The sequence below is a fragment of the Kitasatospora sp. NPDC059973 genome (assembly GCF_042737525.1).
Classification (GTDB): domain Bacteria; phylum Actinomycetota; class Actinomycetes; order Streptomycetales; family Streptomycetaceae; genus Kitasatospora.
Map to the genome: position 1 here is coordinate 13,571 of NZ_JBHWUI010000100.1, position 19,603 is coordinate 33,173.

Here is a 19,603-nt window from a genome sequence, read left to right on the forward strand (position 1 = left end):
GCAACGGCTTGGCCGTGCGGCCGGTGCCGGGGGGCGGGTGTCGTCGTGGGCCGGTCGACGTCGCCGGGCGGGGCACGGGGCGGGCCCGGTCAGTGGGGGCCGAACTGCTCGGCGAGATAGCAGCGGACCAGTCGCTTGCACTCGCCGATCAGCGCCGGATCCCCGTCCGGAGCGCTCCGGAAGGCGAGCTTGAGCACGGCGTCCGCCGCCTCCAGGGCCACCCGCAGTGCGAGCGTGAGCGCCGCCGGGTCGGCCGTCGCGAACAGGTCGCCGCCGAGGGCCTGGAGGCGCAGCGCGACAGCGGTGTTGTTGTCGAGGTCGGTGTCGAGCAGGTGCAGGTCGTCCCGGACCCCGGCGGGCACGGACGCCCCGGCCAGCCCGAAGTCCACCTGACCGAAGCCGGGGACGGCCCGCTTCATCGCCACGAACTCGTCCACCGCGAGGTCGGTGAACCCCGCGGCACCGGTCGGCGCCGCGTCGAGCAGCCGGCGGTCGAGGCGCTCCAGGTAGTGGTCGAGGTTGCGGCCGGCGAGCGCGGCCAGCAGGTCCTCCTTGCCGGCGAAGAACTGGTACAGCGTGCCGATCGGCACCTGGGCGCGGTGCGCGACCTCCTTGGTGGTGAGCGCGGCCGCGCCGACCTCGTCGAGCAGCCCCGCGCAGGCGTCCAGGAGCCGCTCGTAGCGCTCCTGGCTGCGCTGCTGCACCGGCCGCCGCCGGCCCGGTCCGCCCTGCCCGGCCACCCGGTGACTCCTCGTGTCCGCGCTCATGGGGCCACTGTGCCGCATCGGGTGTTCCACGGGCGAATCATCGCTGTGAGCCGTGCTCATATTCTTCGCCGCGGGGCTTCGGCCGCGCTTCCGTCGCCCGGTCGACGGCGGGTCGTCGCCGTCCGGCCGCCGGGACCGCGATGCCTGCTGCCGGGGCCGGGGCCGGGGCCGGGGCCGGGCGCGGGCAGCCGGGGCCGGGCGGCCGCGGGTGCGTGCGGCCGGGGGAGAGTGTTCCGCCATTGCGGCGACATCGCCCCGACGCTGCCCGGTCCGCTGATCCGAGCCGCATATCCTGTCGCCTTGCCGTCGCCCGACGGTGAGGCGGCGTGGGTCGGTGGACAGGGGTGCGGCTTGGTTTCGTCGGGTTCAGCCGATCCGGGGGCCGCGGCGTCGGGGCGGCAGCGCTTGCGTGCGTGGTTGCTGGACGGGCTGGCCGACATGGCCAAGCAGTACCCCGGGCCGCACGCGCAGGCGCCCGTCGAGCACCAGGGCGCCCGCTGGTGGCGGGTGATGTGCCTGACCGGTCTCGACTACTTCTCGACGCTCGGCTACCAGCCGGGCATCGCCGCACTGGCGGCCGGCCTGCTGTCCCCGGTGGCGACCATCGTGCTGGTGCTGGTGACGCTGTTCGGCGCCCTGCCGGTGTACCGGCGGGTCGCGAAGGAGTCCCCGCACGGCGAGGGCTCGATCGCGATGCTGGAGCGGCTGCTCTCGTTCTGGAAGGGCAAGCTCTTCGTCCTCGCGCTGCTGGGCTTCGCCGCCACCGACTTCATGATCACCATCACCCTGTCGGCCGCCGACGCCACCGCGCACCTGGTGGAGAACCCGCACCTGCAGAGTGCGCTGAGCGGCCGGCAGGTACTGATCACGCTCGTCCTGGTCGCGCTGCTGGGCGGCGTCTTCCTGAAGGGCTTCAGCGAGGCGATCGGCCTGGCCGTGGTGCTGGTCGCGATCTACCTGTCGCTGAACGTGGTCGTGGTGGCCACCGGGCTCTGGGAGGTCGCGCGCTCCCCGCACCTGGTCACCGACTGGTCGGACGCGCTGACCACCGAGCACGGCAACGTGGTCGCGATGATCGGCGTCGCACTGATCACCTTCCCCAAGCTCGCGCTCGGCCTGTCCGGTTTCGAGACCGGCGTCGCGGTGATGCCGCACATCGAGGGCGATCCGGAGGACACCGAGGAACGGCCGACCGGCCGGATCCGGGGCGCCCGGAAGCTGCTGACCACGGCCGCGCTGATCATGAGCGTCTTCCTGATCACCACCAGCTTCATCACCACCCTGCTGATCCCGAAGGCGGCGTTCGAGCCCGGCGGCGAGGCCAACGGCCGGGCCCTGGCCTACCTGGCGCACGAGTACCTGGGCAGCGCCTTCGGCAGCGTCTACGACCTGGCCACGATCCTCATCCTCTGGTTCGCCGGCGCGTCGGCGATGGCGGGCATGCTCAACCTGATGCCCCGCTACCTGCCGCGCTACGGCATGGCGCCGGCCTGGGCGCGGGCGGTGCGGCCGATGGTCATCGTGCTCACCCTGATCGCCTTCCTGGTGACCTGGATCTTCGACGCCAGCGTCGACGCGCAGGGCGGCGCGTACGCCACCGGCGTGCTGGTGCTGATCAGCTCCGCCGCGATCGCCGTCACCATCGCCGCGCACAAGGCCCGCCAGCGCAACTGGACCATCGGCTTCGCGGTGATCGCGGCCGTCTTCGTCTACACCACGGCGCTGAACATCGCCGAGCGGCCGGACGGCGTCAAGATCGGTGCCTGCTTCATCGCCGGCATCATCCTGCTGTCGCTGCTCTCCCGGCTCAAGCGGGCCTTCGAGCTGCGGGTGACGGACGTCGCGTTCGACGAGGCCGCCGAGCGGTTCGTCCGCGACTACACGCACCGCCCGCTGCGCCTGATCGCCAACGAGCCGAACAACCGGGACCTCGCGGAGTACCAGGAGAAGAAGCGCCAGATCCGGGCGGACAACGACATCCCCGCCGAGGACGACCTGGTCTTCGTCGAGGTCACCGTGCTCGACCCGTCGGAGTTCGAGACCGTCCTGAAGGTCCACGGGGAGGTCCTGCACGACCGCTACCGGGTGCTCACCCTGGAGAGCTCCAGCGTGCCGAACGCCCTGGCGGCCCTCCTGATGGAAGTCCGGGACCGGACGGGGCAGCAGCCGCACATCTACTTCGAGTGGACCGAGGGCAACCCGTTCGCCCAGTTCCTGCGGTTCTTCCTGTTCGGCCACGGCGAGGTCGCGCCGGTCACCCGCGAGGTGCTGCGGGAGGCCGAGCCGGACCGCGGCCGCCGCCCCCGCGTCCACGTCGGGTGAGCGGGAATCCGGGGGCTGCGGGCGTCGAGGCGGGGCGGGCGCTCAGACCGGAACGACCGCGACCGGGCAGCCGGCGTGCCGGACGACCGCCTGGCTGGTCGAGCCCAGCCTGCCGAGCGGTCCGCGTTGCTCACCGTGGCGTCCGACGACGACCAGTCGCTGGGTCTGCGACCCGGCGACCAGCTCGCGGGCCGGGTTGGAACGCACCGCGGTCGCGGTCACGGTGACGTCCGGGAACTGTTCGCGCGGGCCGGCCAGCACCTCGGCCAGCAGCCGGTCGTGCTCGGCGGCGATGTCCGCCTCCTCGTAGACCAGCGGGAGGTCGTGCGCGGGCCCGGCGACCAGCGGATAGGCCCAGGCGTGGACGGCGAACAGGGGGAGGTTCCGGCGCCGCGCGGAGTCGAAGGCGTAGGCGAGCACCTCGTCGTCGTGTCCCTTGCCCTGGACACCCACCAGCACGCCGCCGCCGGCCCCTGCCCCGGTGTCGTGCACGACGACGACCGGACAGGCGGCGTGGCCGGCGGCCCGGAGACTGGTCGAGCCGAGCAGCAGGCGGGGGAAGCCCCCCGTACCCCGGGCGCCCAGGACCAGGAGCAGGGCCTCCTCGGCCGCTGCCGCCAGCGCCTGCCGCGGATGGTCGTCCACCAGCTCCGTGACGACGGCGAGGCCGGGGTGCCTCAGCAGGACGCGTTCGCGGGCCGCGTCGAGCAGGCCGGCGCCCGCGTCCTTGCTGAGCCGGGTCTCCTGACCCGCGGGAGCGTGTGCCGCCTCACCGAACCAGGCGTGGACCACGCGGAGCGGCGCGTTGCGCAGCCAGGCCTCGTCCGACGCCCAGTCCACGGCCTCCAGGCTCGACTGCGAGGCGGCGACGCCCACGACGACGGGGTTTCTCATGGCCGGCTCCTCCTGACTGCGGGGCGGCGTCGCGGGGCAGCCCGGTGCTCGCACGGGCACCGCGTCCGGTCCTGCGTCCAGGCTATGCCGCGACCCGCGCGGTGGCAGGGCGGGCGGGTCGGGGGGCGCGGGTCGGGGGCCGGGTGCTCGTCCGGGAGGGCCGGGGGCCGGGGCGGATGTCGGGCGGGCCGGTGGGGTGCCTGCGGGTGGCGTCGTGGCATCGCCTGGTGCGGGGGTGGTGCCATCTGGTGTCATCCGGTGCCATGGGGCGTCATGAGGTGCCACGGGTGCTGCCTCCAGGGGCTGCGGGGTGCTGGGTGCCCGGTCGTTGGGTGGAGCTTGCTCCAGGATCGGGCAGTTGGGAGGCCCGGAAATGCCTGGCGTGAGGCCGATGTCAGGGTGGGTGCCATAAAGGCTTGCGGATGGCGCCATAGTGGTGCCACCATAGCGTCATCGGCCTCGCGACGTCAGTGATCCCGGAGACGATCGACGACGTCGTGGTCCGAAAGAACCACACCCGGCAGAGCACCATCGACCTCCTCCGTGCCGCGGCCCGAGCCCCGGCACCGCCACCTCGCACACGCCCCAGTCACTTCAGTTCTCGAACGGGAGGGCTCATGCCTTCATCCGCCATGCCCACACCCAGGCGGGCCGACGGCCACCTGCCACCGGCCGCCGTCTCCGCCGTCGGTCTGCGCAAGTCCTACGGGGACAAGACCGTCCTCGACGGCATCGATCTGCGGATCCCGGCCGGGTCCGTGTTCGCGCTGCTCGGCCCGAACGGGGCCGGCAAGACCACCGTCGTCAAGATCCTCTCGACCCTGATCGGCGCCGACGGCGGACAGGCCCGGGTGGCGGGCCACGACATCGCCACCGCGCCGCAGGCGGTGCGTGCCGCGATCGGTGTCACCGGGCAGTTCTCCGCCGTCGACGGCCTGATCACCGGCGAGGAGAACATGCTCCTGATGGCCGACCTGCACCACCTGTCCAAGCGCGAGGGCCGCCGGGTCGCCGCCGAACTCCTGGAACGCTTCGACCTGGTGGAGGCGGCCGGGAAGCCCGCCTCCACCTACTCCGGCGGTATGAAGCGCCGGCTGGACATCGCCATGACGCTGGTCGGCGGCCCGCGGGTCATCTTCCTCGACGAGCCGACCACCGGCCTCGACCCGCGCTCGCGCCACACCATGTGGCAGATCATCCGCGAACTCGTCACCGGCGGCGTGACCGTCTTCCTCACCACCCAGTACCTGGAGGAGGCCGACCAACTCGCCGACCGCATCGCGGTCCTGAACGACGGCCGGATCGCCGCCGAAGGCACCGCCGACGAGCTGAAGCGACTCATCCCCGGCGGCCACGTGCGGCTGCGCTTCGCCGACCCGGCCGCCTACCGGTCCGCCGCCCTCGCCCTGCACGACGTCACCCGCGACGACGAGGCCCTGGCCCTGCAGATCCCCAGCGACGGCAGCCAGCGCGACCTGCGCGCCGTCCTCGACCGGCTGGACGCCACCGGCATCGAGGCCGACGAACTCACCGTCCACACCCCCGACCTCGACGACGTGTTCTTCGCCCTGACCGGCGGCACCGACCAGTCCAAGGAGACCGTCCGATGAGCTCCCTCTCCCTCGCCGTGCGCGACTCCTCCACGATGCTGCGCCGCAATCTCCTGCACGCCCGGCGCTACCCGTCACTCACCCTGAACCTGCTGCTCACCCCGATCGTCCTGCTGCTGCTCTTCGTCTACGTGTTCGGGGACGTGATGAGCGCGGGGATGGGCGGCGGCGCCGACCGCTCCGCGTACATCGCCTACGTCGTGCCGGGCATCCTGCTGATGACCATCGGTGGCACGGTGGTCGGGACGGCGGTGTCCGTCTCCAACGACATGACCGAGGGCATCATCGCCCGCTTCCGCACCATGGCGATCCACCGCGGGTCGATCCTCGTCGGACACGTCATCGGCAGCGTCCTGCAGTCGGTCGCCAGCGTCCTTCTCGTGGGCGCCGTCGCCGTGGCCATCGGCTTCCGCTCCGCGGACGCCACCGCCCTGGAGTGGCTGGCCGCCTTCGGTCTGCTCGCGCTCGTCGCCCTGGCGCTCACCTGGATCGCGGTGGGGATGGGCATGGTCAGCCCGAACGCCGAGGCGGCGAGCAACAACGCGCTGCCGCTGATCGTCCTGCCGCTGATCTCCAGCGCCTTCGTCCCGGTCGACGCGATGCCGGGCTGGTTCCAGCCGATCGCCCAGTACCAGCCGTTCACGCCGGCCATCGAGACCCTGCGCGGCCTGCTGCTCGGCAGCGGGATCGGCTACAACGGCTGGCTCGCCGTCGCCTGGTGCGTGGCGCTCACCGTCCTCGGTTACCTCTGGTCGAAGTCGGTCTTCAACCGTGATCCGAGGTAGCGCCGGGCGGCCGGGGTGGGGTGAGGTGGGCACGCGGACACCGCGTCGGCGCACCCCGCCCCGGCGGCGGTGGCCCCCGGCTGACGCGTCGTCCGGGCTGCGGCACCGGGTCGTGTCATCGGGCTGCGGCGAGGTCCTCGACCAGGCTGGCGGACGGCTGGGGGATCTCGCCGAAGTCCTCGTCCTCGCCGTCCACGACGAGTTGGTTGAGGACGGCCTGCAGCCGGGGCGGGAGGCGGGGGGCGAGACCGTCGTGGCAGCGGGCGAGGATGTCGTGCCGCACCTGCTCGGGGAGCAGCGTGGTGGCGGGGCGGTGGGGTCCGGCGCGGTGCCGCGAGTTCTCGGCCAGGTTCTCCGCCTGGGCGCGCCAGTAGGCGGCGTCCCGCGTCTCGCCCGCCTGCTGGTGGTGTAGGTGGAGGAGGTACGCGGCGGTGGTGCTGCCGGAGCCGGCCGCGAACTGCCACCAGAACTGCGCGGCGTCCACCCGGCCGGTGAGGGCCAGCAGACAGGCGAGGACGAGCGCGCCCTCCGGGTGGATCCGGGACCCGTTGACCAGTTGTTTCAGGGACGCGCCGGCCTGCGGTGCGTTGAGGACCAGGGCGATGGCGAGGGAGAGTTCGTGGGCGGCCTGCTCGTGGGCGGAGGGGAAGGGTGCCGGTGCGACGGTGATCCGCGGCGGCTGCACGGGCGGTGCGGCCGCGGTGCCGGTGAAGACCTCCGTCCGGCCCCCCGCTTCCGTGTCGGTCGGCCAGCCGTTGCAGGCCGGGCCGCCGTCGAGCCAGGAGGTGAGGCCGGGGTGGTCGAGGTTGCGGTTCACCGGGACTCCCTGTCCGAGAGGTCGGGCCGGCCGATGGCCTTGGCTATCCGCCGGCGGGCGTGGCGGCGGTTGGACCGCAGGGTGGCGGTCGGCGTGCCGAGGTAGGCGGCGGCCTCGTCGTCGTCCAGGTCGAGGCAGTAGGTGAGGACCATGATGTCGCGTTGGCGCTCGGGTAGGGCGAGGATCGCGGTGAGCAGGCCGATCTGCTCGGGCAGGGTCTCCAGGCTGAGCCGGGCCTGTCGGCAGAAGTGTCCGATCACGGCGTCCATCGCGGCGATCTGCACCGCCGTGGGCTGGCTCTGGGCGTCCAGCCAAGCGCCGAGGTGCTCCTTGAGCAGGCGCCAGGCGTAGGCGGCGGGGATCTCCTGGCGCAGGGCGAGGGACCAGTTGCGACGCAGGTGGGCCTTCATCTCGGCGACGATCAGTTCGGCGGCGCCGTGGTCGGCGCCGACCTGGGTGCGGGCGAAGCCCGACCAGGCCCGCTCGTGGGTGGCGCAGAACGCCTCGAAGGTGAGCCGCAAGCGGGGACCGTCCGGTGCGCTGCTGTCGTTCATGGCTTGCCCTCCCCTGCGCCCGCCCGTCGGGGGCGGCGCCTGCCGGTCGATCGTCATGTCGGTCCTCCTCGTGTCTGCGGTGTGGGGCCACCGAGCCTGAGCGAGGGAACGGTTGAGGCCCCCGTGGAACATGCAAGCGCAGCAGGGGCGGCTGTGTGCAAAGAGAGAATCAAGAATACTGACTGAAAGTAATATGATGAATACGCAGACGATACTGATGGATCGTCACATGCCGGTGGCATAGGTTGGACCGGTTCAGTGAGGCGCCGGTCGCAGCGGCCGCCGCGCCGGTTGACCGGCATCGGTCGTGGGCAGATGTCTCCACTGAGAGGTGCGCCCTGGCGCGCCTGAGCGCGCGCCGGATGGCGCATGGGGGTGGCGCGGCCCACGGGCCGACAAGGCGGGGAGACAGATGGCGGGGAGCAGGGGAAGTCACGACGGCGTCGAGGTCGATCTGCAGTTGCACCGGGCGCACTCGGCCCGGATGTACGACTACTACCTCGGCGGGACGACCAACTTCGCGGCCGACCGCGAGGCCGCGGGGCAGGCTCTGGCCGTCTTTCCGTGGGCGCCCGTCGCGGCCCGGGCGAACCGGGCGTTCATGCACCGGTCCATCCGCTTCCTGGCCGGCACGGGGATCGACCAGTTCCTGGACATCGGTACCGGCATCCCGACCAGCCCCAACCTCCACGAGGTCGCCCAGCAGGTCAACCCGCAGGCCCGGGTGCTCTACACGGACAACGACCCGATCGTCTTCGCCCACGCCCAGGCCCTCCTGCGTTCCAACCCGGCGGGCCGCACGGTCTACCTCCAGGCCGACGTCCACAAGCCCGAGGCCATCCTGGAGTCCGCGGAGCTGCGGGAGGCCCTGGACCTGGCGCGGCCGGTGGCCCTCAGCCTCGTGGCGCTCCTGCACTTCATCCCGGACGACCGGCAGGCGCACGCCGTGGTGGACCGGCTCAAGAGCGCGCTCGCCCCCGGCAGCACCCTCGTGATCAGCCACGGCACGGCGGACTTCGCGCCCGCCGCCGCCGAGCGCGTCAGCCAGGTGTACGCCGCCGCCGGCACCCCGGTGCGGATGCGCGGCCGCGAGGAGGTCCGGAGCTTCCTCGACGGCTGGGAGCTCCACGACCCCGGCGTGGTGGCCACCCACCGCTGGCGGCCCGATCCGGACGGCTCCGGTCCGGAGATCACCGAGGCCGAGTCCTCCGCCTACGCCGCCGTGGCCGTCAAGCCCTGACCGGCGCGCGGCCGCCCGGGGGAGGGACCGGCGGTGGGAGAGGGCCGGCCGCGGGGCCGGAGACCGGTGCCGTTCCGACGGGTGACAGGGGTGTGTCGTGAGCGGTCCCCGGTTCAAGGGATCATTGCCCTGGCACGTGGCGTCGAGACCTCGTGCGAACGCCTTGCAGACGGGCTGATCGGAGAACACATGTCACCCCTGGTACGTCGGCGGACCGGTCGTCGGGTCCTCGCTGTCGCCGCCCTGACCGCGGTGGCGGTCGGCGTCCCCGCGGTGCTCACGGCCATCCCCGCCTCCACGCCGGAGGCGGCCCCGCCCGGCTGGTCCGCCGGGATCCGCTCGTACCTGGTGATCAGCGCACCCACCGACGTCCACTCCGCCAAGGCCGCCGTGGTGGCGAAGGGGGGCACGGTCTTCGCCTCCTACGACGCGATCGGCGTGGTCGTCGCGCACTCGACCGCCGGCGACTTCGCCACCACGCTGCGGGGCGTGCCCGGGATCCAGCAGGTGGGCGCCACCCGCACCGCCGACGTGCCGGCCGACGCCTACGCCCCGGCGGTGCCGGCCGCCCCCGACGAGTCGGACGAGGCCCCCGACGAGACCGTCGGCTGGAACATGAGCCAGATCAGGGCCGACCAGGCCTGGGACGTGACCACCGGCTCCCGCACCGTCAAGGTCGGCGTGCTGGACACCGGTGTGGATGACCTGCACCAGGACCTCGCGCCCAACTTCGACGCCGCCGACTCCGTCTCCTGCGCCTACGGCAGGACCGACACCCGGGCCGGATCCTGGCGCGCCATCGGCTCCCACGGCACCCACGTCGCGGGGATCATAGCCGCGGCCAGGAACGGCGTGGGCGTCGTCGGTGTCGCCCCGGGCGTGGAGATCGCCTCGGTCCGGACCGCGGAGCCGGGCAGCCTCACCTACGCCGAGAACGCCGTGTGCGGGCTCGTCTGGGCCGGTGACCACGGTTTCCGGGTGACCAACAGCAGCAACGAGACCGACCCGTGGCTGTTCAACTGCCCGGACAACCCGGACCAGGCCGCCATCATCGAGGGCGTCAGGCGTGCCCAGGAGTACGCCGAGAGCCGGGGATCGCTCCAGGTCGCCGCCGCCGGCAACGCCAACCAGGACTTCGCCGGAACGCCGACGGACACGTCCAGCCCCAGCGACTCCGAGCCCTTCGAACGGACCGTCACCAAGGCCTGCCTCGACGTCCCCGCCGAGCTCCCGGGCGTGGTGGCCGTCGCCTCCACGGCCGTCGGCGGCGGCTGGGCGTCCTACTCCAACTACGGCGAGGGCGTCATCGCCCTCGCGGCGCCGGGCGGCGACGGTGACGCGGACGTGTACTCGACCGTGCCCGGCGGGGGCTACGGCATGATGAGCGGCACCTCGATGGCCTCCCCGCACGTCACCGGTGTCGCCGCGCTGATCGCGAGCACCGACCCGTCGCTCACCCCGGCCGGGATCCGCGAACGCCTCGCCGCCCAGGCCGACCCGCAGCCGTGCCCCGCCTCGGACACCCGCTGCGTCGGCACCGAGGGCGACAACGGCTTCTTCGGCAAGGGCGAGGTCGACGCGCTGAAGGCGGTCGGCGGCGCCGTCGCCGCCACGCGGCGGCCGGTGGCCGTTGCCGGCGGCTCCCCGGAGTAGCGACCCGGCGGTCCGGGGCCGTCGTCGGGGCGCCGTGCCCCGCCGGGCCCCGACCCACCCGCCGGCGCCCGGACCCACCCGCCGGTCAGGGCCGTCCCGGGTGCGGTGCCGGGGGGCGGGGGAAGTCGGCCGGGTCGTGGGCGCAGATCAGTCGGACCTCGTCGTGGTGCGCGCGGCGCAGTTCGCGCAGGCGTTCCCGGTTCTGCAGGCGGGCGCCGTTGTCGAACGCCATCATGCGCTGGAAGGCCGTCAGCCCGGGCGGGCGGCGGGGTGCGGCGGGGTCGACGTCCGTCTGCGAGAAGTAGGCGTCGCCGCAGTGCAGCAGCCAGCGGTCGGCCTCCCGGACGGCGACGCCGCAGTGGCCGCGGGTGTGCCCCGGCAGGGGGACGAGCAGCAGGTCGGGGGCCCCGCGCCAGGGTGCCGGGATCGCGCGGAAGCCGTACCAGCTCTCGGTGGCGGCGTCCGGTCGGTGCTCCACCCAGCGCGGACCGTGGGCCCACTGGACCGGGCGGTAGCGGTCGCGTTCCCCGCGGGTCGCCAGGGCCTCGACGGCCCGGAGCTCGTCGGCCAGGACGTGGACCCGGGCGTGCGGGAAGTCGCCGATCCCGCCGGCGTGGTCGGGGTCGAGGTGGGTCAGGACGATGTCGCGGACGTCGCGCGGGTCGTGGCCGAGCGCGCGGATCCGGTGCACCGCGGTGGCGGCCGGCCGGAGCCGGGGCCGGACCGTCCGCAGGAAGGACCGCCCGAGCCGCCGCGGGTCCGCGACGTCAGCGGTCCCGAACCCGGTGTCGACCAGGACCAGTCCGTCCGCGCCCTCCACCAGCAGGCAGTGGGCCGTCAGCCGGCCGATCAGCGGTCCGCCGCTGCCCAGGAGCAGCCGGCCCCCGACGGGGCACATGGTGGCGCAGTTCAGGTGATGGATGGTCATCTCGTCTCCGGTGTCCCGTGCTAAGCGAGTCGCAGGCCGTGGCGGGCCCGGGGGGTGGGCGCGATCGCGGTCGGGCCCGCCGGGGTCCGGCGGCCCGCCGGTCCGGCCAGCCGCCCGTCCAGGTCCTCGGCCAGCCGGACGTCCCCGTGCGCGGTGTACAGCTCGCCCGCCGCCCGGAGCTGGTCGCCGGCCTCCTCGGTGCGTCCCGTCCCCGCCAGGAAGTCGGCGAAGTGACGCCGCGCGAGGGCGTGCAGCCGGACGTTGCCGCTCGACCCGCATAGGTGCAGCGCCTCCCGCCAGACCCGTTCGGCCGCCTCCGGTTCGCCCAGCGCCTGTCGGGCGAGGGCCTCGCTGACCATCGCCCACAGGTGGGCGTTGGCGGTCGGACGGTCGGACAGCAGCGCGCGCGTCTCGCGGGCGTGCTCCAGCGCGGCCACCGGCTCGCCCAGCACCACCTTGATCGCCGCCGCGTTGCTGAGCACGGTGGCGGCGTGCTCGCGCAGTCCGCTCGCCCGGATGAGGGTGAGGGCGGCCCGCGCGATCCGGTCGGCCTCGGCCGGGTCGCCGGACAGGGCGGCCATCGAGGACCGTACGGAGAGGGCGTGGATGTGCAGTTCGCCGTCGTCCGGGGTGGTCCGGCCGACGGCCCGCCCGGCGAGCGGCAGCGCCTCGGCGACGCGTCCGCTGGAGCCGAGGGCGCAGGCCGTCGCCGCCTCCATGGCGGCCAGCCCCTCCCGGCCGCCGTCCAGCCGGGCGGCCCGCAGCCCGACCCGCAGGCAGTCGAGCCGGTCGGCGACCCGCCCGGCGCCGTAGTAGAGGATCGAGGCCGACCGGGCCAGGCGCCACGCGCGTTCGTACTCGCCGCGATCGGTCGCGGCCGTCACCAGCGTGCGGAGCACCGGCTCCTCGGCGTGGCACCAGGCGAGCGTGGACCGGACGTCGCCGAGCCGTGGCAGCGCGCGCGGCCCGGGCCCGGCCGGCCGGAACGGCTCGTGGTACGGGTTGATCCGCCGGACCGCCAGGCCGGTCGCGACGAGCTCGTAGTCGACCAGGCGCCGGAACGCCGCCCGTTGCCGCTCGGGGGCGAAGCGGGCGAACAGCTCCGCACCGTAGAGCCGGACCAGGTCGTGCCGGCCGAAGCGACCGGGCGTCTGCTCCGCCAGCAGGTGGTGCGCGGTGAGCGGGCCGAGCGCGTGCCGGGCGCCCTCGGCGTCGGTGTCCAGCAGCGCGGCGGCCGCGTACGGGTCGGTGGTGCTGCCCGGGTGCACGGTCAGCAGCGCGAGCAGGCTCCGCGCGCCGTCCGGGAGATGGTGGTGCGTCAGGGTGAGCGCCGCCCGGACGCTGACCGCCCCGCCCTGGGTGCCGAGCGCGGCCAGCCGGGTGCCCTCGTCGCTCAGCTCGTCCACCAGGTCGGCGATCCGCCAGCCCGGGCGGGCGGCGAGCCGGGCGGCCACGATCCGCAGCGCCAGCGGGAGCCGGTCGCAGAGACCGATCAGCCGCCCGGCCGGCTCCGGCTCCGCCGCCACGCGCTCGGCGGTGAGCAGGCGCTCCAGCAGGCGGTGCGCGTCGGCGGACGGCAGGGCGGCGAGCTGGAGCAGCGCGGCGCCGTCGGTGACGACCAGGTCCTCCAGGCTGTTCCGGCTGGTGATCACGGTGGCGCAGCCGGGCCCGGACGGCAGCAGGTCGGCCACCTCGGCGGCGCACCGCGCGTTGTCCAGCACCACGAGCAGCCGGCGCCCCTGGGTGCGGTCGCGGAACAGGGCCGCGCGCGCGGCCCGGTCCTCCGGGATCGCCTGCTCGGGGAGGCCGAGCGCGCGGAGGAAGCGGCCCAGGGCCTGGGCCGGGTCGCCCGGACCGGCGGGGTCGAAGCCGCGCAGGTCCGCGAAGAGGACGCCGTCCGGGAAGCCCGCCGCGACGCGGTGGGCCCAGTGGAGCACCGTCGCGGTCTTGCCCACCCCGGCGGGGCCGGTCACCACGGCCAGGCCGTCCCCGGTCCGGTCGGGCCCGCACTGCCGGTCGAGCCAGTGGTGCTCCGACGAGCGCCCGACGAAGCCCCGGGGCGGCCCGGGCAGGTCCCCGACGGTCACCGGCGGCTCGACGGCTGCCGTGCCGGAGGGGGTGTCGGGGGCCTGACAGGAAGGGGCGTCCCGGCCGGGGCGGTCGGTGGCCGGCAGCTCGGCCAGGGCCTCCTGCAGCGCGGGCCCCGGTGCGACGCCCAGTTCCTCGTCCAGCCGGATACGGGCCCGGTGGTAGACGCGCAGGGCGTCCGCACCGCGACCGCTCTGGTGCAGACAGCGCATCAGCAGGGCCGCGGTGGGCTCCCGCAGTCCGTCCGCGCGGACGCTCTGCTCCAGGACGGGGACGGCCGCGTGGCCGAGGCCGAGCCGCAGCTGGCGCCGCGCCCACGCGGTCAGGGCCTCGGTCCGGTCCTCGTCGAGCCGGCCGGCCAGATCGGTGCAGAGCGGGGTGGCCGGAAGACCGGCCAGGGCGGCGCCGCGCCAGAGCCCGAGCGCCCGCTGGAGCAGCCCGGCGGCGGTGGTGTCGTCGGCCGCCTCGGCGGCCCGCGCGGCCAGTGCCCCGGCGGCGAGCGCGTCGACCGCCCCGGGGTCGCCGTCGAGCCGGTAGCCGGGCGCGCGGGTGGTGAGCGTGAACCCCGAGCCGGCCAGCACCTTGCGCAACGCCGCCACGTGCCCCTGCAACGCCGCCTTCGCCTGGACCGGCGGCTCGTCGCCCCACAGCAGCTCGAAGAACCGCTCGACCGGCACCGTCCGGCCCAGCTCCAGCGCGAGCAGGGCGAGCACCGCCCGCCGCTTGGCACCGCCGACCGCGGCGGCCTCGCCGTCCGCGCGCCACAGCTCGACCGGTCCGAGCAGCCGTATCCCCATCGTCCCCGTCCCGCCTGTGCCGTGCCCTGCCGTGCTGTGCCTGTTCCGTGCAGGGGTGGCATCCTACCGACGGGTAGCATCCCGGTGGCACCCGTCGTCCGACGGGGGAGGGGCGGCGGGCGACCTCCTGGCGCCCGCCGCGGGTGTCCGCCCCTGGCGCCGGGCCTGGCGTCGCGTCAGAGACCGCCGAGCCCCCGGGGCCTTGACGGGCTCGGCGGCGCGGACCTTAGGGCCAGGAGACGGCCCTGGAGAGGGGGCCGAGCCTGCCGGTGAAGCCGCCCCGACGGACGGCGGTGGCGAACAACTCGGCGTCGTGCGCGGAGAGATCGTCGTGGGTGCGGGGGATCCACGGCTCGTGGTCGGCGTAGGGGGCCTCCCGTGCGGCCCGCCGCGCGTCCGTCCGGCTGCAGTGCCAGTAGTGGCCGCTCGCCGGCGGGGTGGCGGCCTTCCAGCCGACCGCGAGGAGGACGGTCGGGGCCGCGAACGGGACCGGGAACGCGCGGCCTCCCTCGGTGGCGGCCAGGCCGACGGCGGTCACTCCCATCGCGACGGACGCCACCTGGACCCCAGCCACGCGTGGCTCCGCTGCGCCGTCCAGGACCGGCCGGGTGCCGCATCAGCCCCTGGTCGCCGAGCCGGTCACCGATCGCGAGGACGGCCCGGCTCCGTTGGAACCGGCCCATCCGGCGCCAGGTCCGGCGGCTCGGCGAAAGCCCGATCACCTTGATCACGTCGGCTTCGACCGCGTCGCGCGGCACGGGACCGATGACGGTGAGCGCCTCGTCCCGCGCCCTCAGCCGCCCGCCCAGCGCCATGGAACGTCGGCCGCCGGATGTCCTGGCCGTCCACCTCTGGTGCTTCGGCGTCCGGGCAGTAACATGAGCCCTCCTCGCGTTTCTGTAGGAGGCTGTCATGCAGGATCGACCTGAACTGCCGTCCGGGTTCCGCTGGGGCGTCTCCACCGCCGCCTACCAGATCGAGGGGGCCGTCGAGGAGGACGGGCGCGGCCCCTCCGTCTGGGACGTCTTCGCCGCCCGACCCGGCACCGTTCGCGACGGCCACACCGGAGCGGTCGCCTGCGACCACTACCACCGCTATCCCGAGGACATCGCCCTGATGCGGGGCCTCGGGCTGGACGGCTACCGCTTCTCGATCGCCTGGCCCCGCGTGCGGCCCACCGGCGCCGGCCCGGTCAATCCCGCCGGGCTCGACTTCTACGACCGGCTGGTGGACGCCCTGGTGGACGCCGGGATCACCCCGCTGCCCACGCTCTTCCACTGGGACCTCCCGCAGGCCCTGGAGGACGCCGGCGGCTGGCTGAACCGCGACACCGCGTACCGGTTCGCCGAGTACGCGGCGGTGGCCGCGGACCGGCTCGGCGACCGGGTACCCGCCTGGATCACCCTCAACGAGCCCTTCGTGCACATGGTCTACGGCTACGCGATGGGCATCCACGCCCCCGGCCGCGCCCTGATGCTGGACGCCCTCCCGGCCGCCCACCACCAGCTGCTCGGGCATGGCCTCGCCGCCGCCGCGCTGCGGGAGCGCGGCCTGGAGGTGATGATCGCCAACAACCTCACCCCGGTCTGGCCCGCCTCCTCCTCGGAAACCGACCTGGTCGCCGCGCAGGCCTATGACGCCCTGCACAACCGCCTGTTCACCGACCCGCTCCTGCTCGGCCGCTACCCCGACCTCGCCGCCTACGGCGTCGGCCCCGACCTCGGCGGCAGCGTCCGGGACGGCGATCTGAAGCTGATCGCCGGGACGCCCCTCGACGGCCTCGGCGTCAACTACTACAACCCCACCCGCATCGCCGCCCCCACCGACCCCGGCCTCCCCTTCACCGAAGCCCCCATCGACGGCGTCCCCCGCACCGCCTTCGACTGGCCCGTCGTCCCCGACGGCCTCCGCGAACTCCTCGTCGGCCTCCGCCAGCGCTACGGCGCCGCCCTCCCGCCCGTCACCATCACCGAGAACGGCTGCTCGACCACCGACACCCTCGACGACCAGCCCCGCATCGACTACCTCGCCGGCCACCTCGATGCCGTGGCCGCAGCGGTCGCCGAAGGCGTGGACGTGCGCGGCTACTACACCTGGTCACTGCTCGACAACTACGAATGGGCCGAGGGGTTCCATCAGCGCTTCGGCCTCGTCCAGGTCGACTTCGAGACGCAGAAGCGGACCCCCAGGGCCTCGTACGGCTGGTACCGGGACGTGGTCGCCGCCCAGCGGAAGCGGTCCGCGAGGTAGGCGGGCCGGTCTGGTCGGGCACCGGGCAGGGCTGCTTCACGCTCGCGCCACGCCCGTGCAACACGCTGCTGGGAGCATCGACCGCATGCTCTCCCTGGTCGCCCCGCCCACGCACGGCAGGACCGCGTCGCCCACCGAGGGCGGCGGGGCCGGGGCCGTGCTGCGCGCGGTACTGACCGGCGGCCCGCTGACCCGCAGCGCCGTCGGCCGGGCCACCGGCCTCAGCCCGGCTGCCGTCTCCCGGCACACCGCCGACCTCACCGGACTCGGGCTGCTGCGCGTCCTGCCACCGCCGGACGGTCCGCCCAGGGCGGGGCGCCCGCAGCTGCCGCTGGACATCGACACCCGTCACCACCTCGCCTGCGGGGTGCACATCGGGGTGCCGTGGATCACCTTCGCCCTGCTGGACCTGCGGGGACGGGTGGTCGCCCACGAACGCCTGCCCCGCCGTGGCGACGCCGCCGCGGTCCTGGGCACCATCAGGGCGTACCTCCCGGGTTTCCTGGGCCGCCGGGCCGCCGGCCACTCGGTGCTCGGCCTCGGAGTGGTCACCGGCGGCTGGGTGGACTCCGGGGCCGGCCGCGTCGTCGCCCACGGCCCGCTCGGCTGGCACGACGTCCCCGTCCGCGACGTCCTGGCCGACGCCACCCGGCTGCCCGTGCACGTCGACAGCCACGCCCGGGCGCTGGCCCAGGCGGAGCTGCTGTTCGGCGCCGGCAGCACGGCCACCGAACTGGTCCAGCTGTTCGTCGGCAACGTCGTCGACGCGGCCATCGCCACCGGCGGCAGCGTGCTGCGCGGGAGGCGGTCCCGCGCGGGCGACATCGGCCACCTCGCCGTACCCGGCTCCACCGAGCCCTGCTCCTGCGGACGGACGGGCTGCCTCCAGGCCGCCGTCGCGGATCGGACCCTGGCCCGCCGGGCCCACGCCCTCGGCCTGGTCCCCGAACCCGACTTCGGCCTGCTGCTGGACCTGGCCGGCGCCGGGAACCGCGCCGCGATCCGCCTCTTCGAGGAGCGGCTCCGGCTCGTCGCGCCCGCCGCCGGCCTGCTGCTGGACGTCCTCAACCCCGAGGTCCTGGTGGTCAGTGAGGCGGGGCTGTCGGTGGCGCCCTGCCTGCGCCCCTACCTGGCCGAACAGGTCCGCCTGCACTCCAACGCCGCACCCGAGCAGCTGGTCACCGCCACTGCCTTCGGCGTCGACGTGCTGGCGGTCGCGGCCTGCGCCGGGGTGCTCGACAGCGTCTACCAGCGACCGATGGAGCTGCGGACGGCCGGCAGCTCGACCGCCCGGGCGATGCGTTGAGCCCTCGTCAACGGCGCATTAATTCCACCGCCAGGCGAATCGTTGAACAGCCGGACGGCGGGTCGGAGAATCGGGTCAATCCCCTTTCTCCCGACCGCCTGCCGAGCCCCGGAGCGTTCCGCCATGCCCGAAAGTCCCGCCGATCGCCAACTCCACTTCAACCTCTTCCTGATGGGAGTCGGCCACCACGAGGCCGCCTGGCGCCACCCCCGCACCGACCCGTCCGCCGCGGGTGACGTCGCGCATTTCCAGAGGCTCGCCCGGACGGCCGAGGCGGCCGCCTTCGACTCGGTGTTCCTCGCCGACGGCGTCGAGGCCCGCTCCGACGGGGGATGGGGCCTGATCAGCCACTTCGAACCGTTCACCCTGCTCACCGCGCTGGCCGCGGTGACCACGAGGATCGGCCTGATCGGCACCGTCTCCACCGGCTTCTCCGAGCCCTACAACCTGGCCCGGCAGTTCGCCTCGCTGGACCACATCAGCCACGGGCGGGCCGGCTGGAACATCGTCACCTCGGCCGGCGACCGCGCCGCCCAGAACTTCGGCCGCAGCGCCAACCAGGACCATGCCGTCCGGTATGAGCGGGCCGCCGAGTTCCTCGATGTGGTCACCGCCCTGTGGGACAGCTGGGAGGACGACGCGCTGTTGCTCGACCGTGCGGACGGGGCCTTCGCCGCCCCGGACCGGGTGCACGACATCGACCACGTCGGAAAGCACTTCCAGGTGCGCGGGCCGCTGAACATCCCGCGCAGCCCGCAGGGCCACCCGCTGCTCGTGCAGGCCGGATCCTCCGACGACGGCAAGGCCTTCGCGGCCCGTTGGGCGGAGGCGGTGTTCACCGCGCAGCAGACGCTGGCCGAGGGGCAGGCCTTCTACGGCGACCTCAAGCGACGGACCGCCGAGGCCGGCCGCGACCCGGCCCGGGTGAAGATCCTGCCCGGCGTCGTCCCCGTCCTCGGCTCCACCGAGGCGGAGGCACGTGCCCTGGACGAGGAACTGGACGCGCTGATCAACCCGGCCCGCGCGGTCGGCGTGCTCTCCACGGTGCTCGGCGTCGACCTCACCGACCACCCGCTGGACGAACCGCTGCCGCCGCTGCCGCCGGTCACCCGGATCAACGGTGCCAAGAGCCGCTTCGAGCTGATCCGCGACCTCGCCGAGCGCGACCGGCTGACCCTGCGCCAACTCGTCGGACGGCTCGGCGGCGGCCGTGGCCACCAGGTCGTGGTCGGCACCCCCGAGCAACTCGCCGACCACATCGAGACCTGGTTCACTCAGGGCGCCGCCGACGGCTTCAACATCATGCCGCCCGTCCTGCCCGGCGGCCTGGACGACTTCGTCGAGCAGGTGGTCCCGATCCTGCGGGCACGCGGCCTGTTCCGCGAGGGCTACACCGGGACCACCCTGCGCGAGCACTACGGCCTGCCGCGCCCGGCCGGGCGGTACACCGCGCCGTAACGGTCGCGCGTCGGGCCGCGCGCCGGCCCGGCGCCCGGCTGCACGGGGGAGGCCCGGACCGAAGCCACGGGGGGAAGGCCCGGACCACTCGGTCCGGGCCCGGTCTCGTATAAACAAAAGACGCAGCCCCCGAA

At 74.3% G+C, this 19,603-nt stretch carries 15 protein-coding genes; 8 read left to right on the forward strand and 7 right to left on the reverse strand.

Going from position 1 to position 19,603, the window contains the following annotated elements:
- Positions 1 to 89: 89 nt before the first annotated feature.
- Positions 90 to 767 carry a TetR/AcrR family transcriptional regulator gene (locus ACFWA9_RS25155; protein ID WP_380389937.1) on the reverse strand — a complete coding sequence of 226 codons (678 nt, stop codon included), beginning with the start codon at positions 765 to 767 and terminating at the stop codon, positions 90 to 92.
- A gap of 438 nt (positions 768 to 1,205) precedes the next feature.
- Here ACFWA9_RS25155 and ACFWA9_RS25160 point away from each other — a divergent pair, with 438 nt between their 5' ends.
- Complete coding sequence (locus ACFWA9_RS25160) at positions 1,206 to 3,089, forward strand: amino acid transporter (RefSeq protein WP_380389961.1); 1,884 nt, start codon at positions 1,206 to 1,208, stop codon at positions 3,087 to 3,089.
- A 42-nt stretch (positions 3,090 to 3,131) separates the two neighbouring features.
- Here ACFWA9_RS25160 and ACFWA9_RS25165 read toward each other — a convergent pair whose 3' ends face one another.
- Entirely contained in the window at positions 3,132 to 3,983 is an 852-nt protein-coding gene (locus tag ACFWA9_RS25165) for a universal stress protein (protein WP_380389939.1), read from the reverse strand.
- A gap of 632 nt (positions 3,984 to 4,615) precedes the next feature.
- On the opposite strand from ACFWA9_RS25165, the gene ACFWA9_RS25170 reads away from it, so the two are divergent.
- Together ACFWA9_RS25170 and ACFWA9_RS25175 are read left to right on the forward strand one after the other, a co-directional pair.
- Positions 4,616 to 5,593, forward strand: coding sequence for an ATP-binding cassette domain-containing protein (locus ACFWA9_RS25170; RefSeq protein WP_380389941.1), 978 nt, complete (start codon positions 4,616 to 4,618; stop codon positions 5,591 to 5,593).
- Positions 5,590 to 6,378: an ABC transporter permease gene (locus ACFWA9_RS25175; RefSeq protein WP_380389943.1), complete on the forward strand. Its 789-nt coding sequence runs from the start codon at positions 5,590 to 5,592 to the stop codon at positions 6,376 to 6,378. The genes ACFWA9_RS25170 and ACFWA9_RS25175 overlap by 4 nt, the downstream gene beginning before the upstream one ends.
- Positions 6,379 to 6,493: 115 nt before the next feature.
- Here the strand turns inward: ACFWA9_RS25175 and ACFWA9_RS25180 are convergent, their stop codons facing one another.
- The gene (locus tag ACFWA9_RS25180) at positions 6,494 to 7,195 is read right to left on the reverse strand and encodes a hypothetical protein (protein ID WP_380389945.1); all 702 of its coding nucleotides are present in this window, start codon (positions 7,193 to 7,195) and stop codon (positions 6,494 to 6,496) included.
- Positions 7,192 to 7,749: a sigma factor-like helix-turn-helix DNA-binding protein gene (locus ACFWA9_RS25185; protein ID WP_352293922.1), complete on the reverse strand. Its 558-nt coding sequence runs from the start codon at positions 7,747 to 7,749 to the stop codon at positions 7,192 to 7,194. The genes ACFWA9_RS25180 and ACFWA9_RS25185 overlap by 4 nt, the downstream gene beginning before the upstream one ends.
- A 412-nt stretch (positions 7,750 to 8,161) precedes the next feature.
- Here ACFWA9_RS25185 and ACFWA9_RS25190 point away from each other — a divergent pair, with 412 nt between their 5' ends.
- The gene (locus tag ACFWA9_RS25190; RefSeq protein WP_380389947.1) at positions 8,162 to 8,989 is read left to right on the forward strand and encodes an SAM-dependent methyltransferase; all 828 of its coding nucleotides are present in this window, start codon (positions 8,162 to 8,164) and stop codon (positions 8,987 to 8,989) included.
- 189 nt (positions 8,990 to 9,178) lie between these two features.
- Positions 9,179 to 10,642 (forward strand): S8 family serine peptidase, encoded by a 1,464-nt coding sequence (locus ACFWA9_RS25195; RefSeq protein ID WP_380389949.1) that lies wholly within the window; start codon positions 9,179 to 9,181, stop codon positions 10,640 to 10,642.
- An 85-nt stretch (positions 10,643 to 10,727) separates the two neighbouring features.
- Here ACFWA9_RS25195 and ACFWA9_RS25200 read toward each other — a convergent pair whose 3' ends face one another.
- From ACFWA9_RS25200 to ACFWA9_RS25210, 3 genes are all read right to left on the reverse strand, one after another.
- The gene (locus ACFWA9_RS25200; protein ID WP_380389950.1) at positions 10,728 to 11,570 is read right to left on the reverse strand and encodes an MBL fold metallo-hydrolase; all 843 of its coding nucleotides are present in this window, start codon (positions 11,568 to 11,570) and stop codon (positions 10,728 to 10,730) included.
- A gap of 20 nt (positions 11,571 to 11,590) precedes the next feature.
- Entirely contained in the window at positions 11,591 to 14,455 is a 2,865-nt protein-coding gene (locus ACFWA9_RS25205) for a BTAD domain-containing putative transcriptional regulator (protein WP_380389952.1), read from the reverse strand.
- 226 nt (positions 14,456 to 14,681) lie between these two features.
- Entirely contained in the window at positions 14,682 to 15,029 is a 348-nt protein-coding gene (locus ACFWA9_RS25210) for a hypothetical protein (RefSeq protein ID WP_380389953.1), read from the reverse strand.
- Between the two features lie 338 nt (positions 15,030 to 15,367).
- Here ACFWA9_RS25210 and ACFWA9_RS25215 point away from each other — a divergent pair, with 338 nt between their 5' ends.
- From ACFWA9_RS25215 to ACFWA9_RS25225, 3 genes are all read left to right on the forward strand, one after another.
- Positions 15,368 to 16,705, forward strand: a complete 1,338-nt coding sequence (locus ACFWA9_RS25215; RefSeq protein WP_380389955.1) for a GH1 family beta-glucosidase — start codon at positions 15,368 to 15,370, stop codon at positions 16,703 to 16,705.
- An 85-nt stretch (positions 16,706 to 16,790) separates the two neighbouring features.
- On the forward strand, positions 16,791 to 18,011 hold the full coding sequence (locus ACFWA9_RS25220; protein ID WP_380389957.1) for an ROK family protein: 1,221 nt from the start codon (positions 16,791 to 16,793) through the stop codon (positions 18,009 to 18,011).
- Positions 18,012 to 18,134: 123 nt separating this feature from the next.
- Positions 18,135 to 19,469, forward strand: a complete 1,335-nt coding sequence (locus ACFWA9_RS25225; RefSeq protein ID WP_380389959.1) for an LLM class flavin-dependent oxidoreductase — start codon at positions 18,135 to 18,137, stop codon at positions 19,467 to 19,469.
- Positions 19,470 to 19,603: the final 134 nt, after the last annotated feature.

What these genes read in the sequence shown, in the direction of transcription:
- ACFWA9_RS25200 (WP_380389950.1), bottom strand. Translation starts at nt 11,570, where the DNA reads ATGACCATCCATCACCTGAACTGCGCCACCATGTGCCCCGTCGGGGGC.
- ACFWA9_RS25175 (WP_380389943.1), top strand. Translation starts at nt 5,590, where the DNA reads ATGAGCTCCCTCTCCCTCGCCGTGCGCGACTCCTCCACGATGCTGCGC.
- ACFWA9_RS25185 (WP_352293922.1), bottom strand. Translation starts at nt 7,749, where the DNA reads ATGAACGACAGCAGCGCACCGGACGGTCCCCGCTTGCGGCTCACCTTC.
- ACFWA9_RS25165 (WP_380389939.1), bottom strand. Translation starts at nt 3,983, where the DNA reads ATGAGAAACCCCGTCGTCGTGGGCGTCGCCGCCTCGCAGTCGAGCCTG.
- ACFWA9_RS25190 (WP_380389947.1), top strand. Translation starts at nt 8,162, where the DNA reads ATGGCGGGGAGCAGGGGAAGTCACGACGGCGTCGAGGTCGATCTGCAG.
- ACFWA9_RS25160 (WP_380389961.1), top strand. Translation starts at nt 1,206, where the DNA reads ATGGCCAAGCAGTACCCCGGGCCGCACGCGCAGGCGCCCGTCGAGCAC.
- ACFWA9_RS25225 (WP_380389959.1), top strand. Translation starts at nt 18,135, where the DNA reads ATGCCCGAAAGTCCCGCCGATCGCCAACTCCACTTCAACCTCTTCCTG.
- ACFWA9_RS25155 (WP_380389937.1), bottom strand. Translation starts at nt 767, where the DNA reads ATGAGCGCGGACACGAGGAGTCACCGGGTGGCCGGGCAGGGCGGACCG.
- ACFWA9_RS25170 (WP_380389941.1), top strand. Translation starts at nt 4,616, where the DNA reads ATGCCCACACCCAGGCGGGCCGACGGCCACCTGCCACCGGCCGCCGTC.
- ACFWA9_RS25205 (WP_380389952.1), bottom strand. Translation starts at nt 14,455, where the DNA reads ATGGGGATACGGCTGCTCGGACCGGTCGAGCTGTGGCGCGCGGACGGC.
- ACFWA9_RS25220 (WP_380389957.1), top strand. Translation starts at nt 16,791, where the DNA reads ATGCTCTCCCTGGTCGCCCCGCCCACGCACGGCAGGACCGCGTCGCCC.
- ACFWA9_RS25195 (WP_380389949.1), top strand. Translation starts at nt 9,179, where the DNA reads ATGTCACCCCTGGTACGTCGGCGGACCGGTCGTCGGGTCCTCGCTGTC.
- ACFWA9_RS25215 (WP_380389955.1), top strand. Translation starts at nt 15,368, where the DNA reads ATGCAGGATCGACCTGAACTGCCGTCCGGGTTCCGCTGGGGCGTCTCC.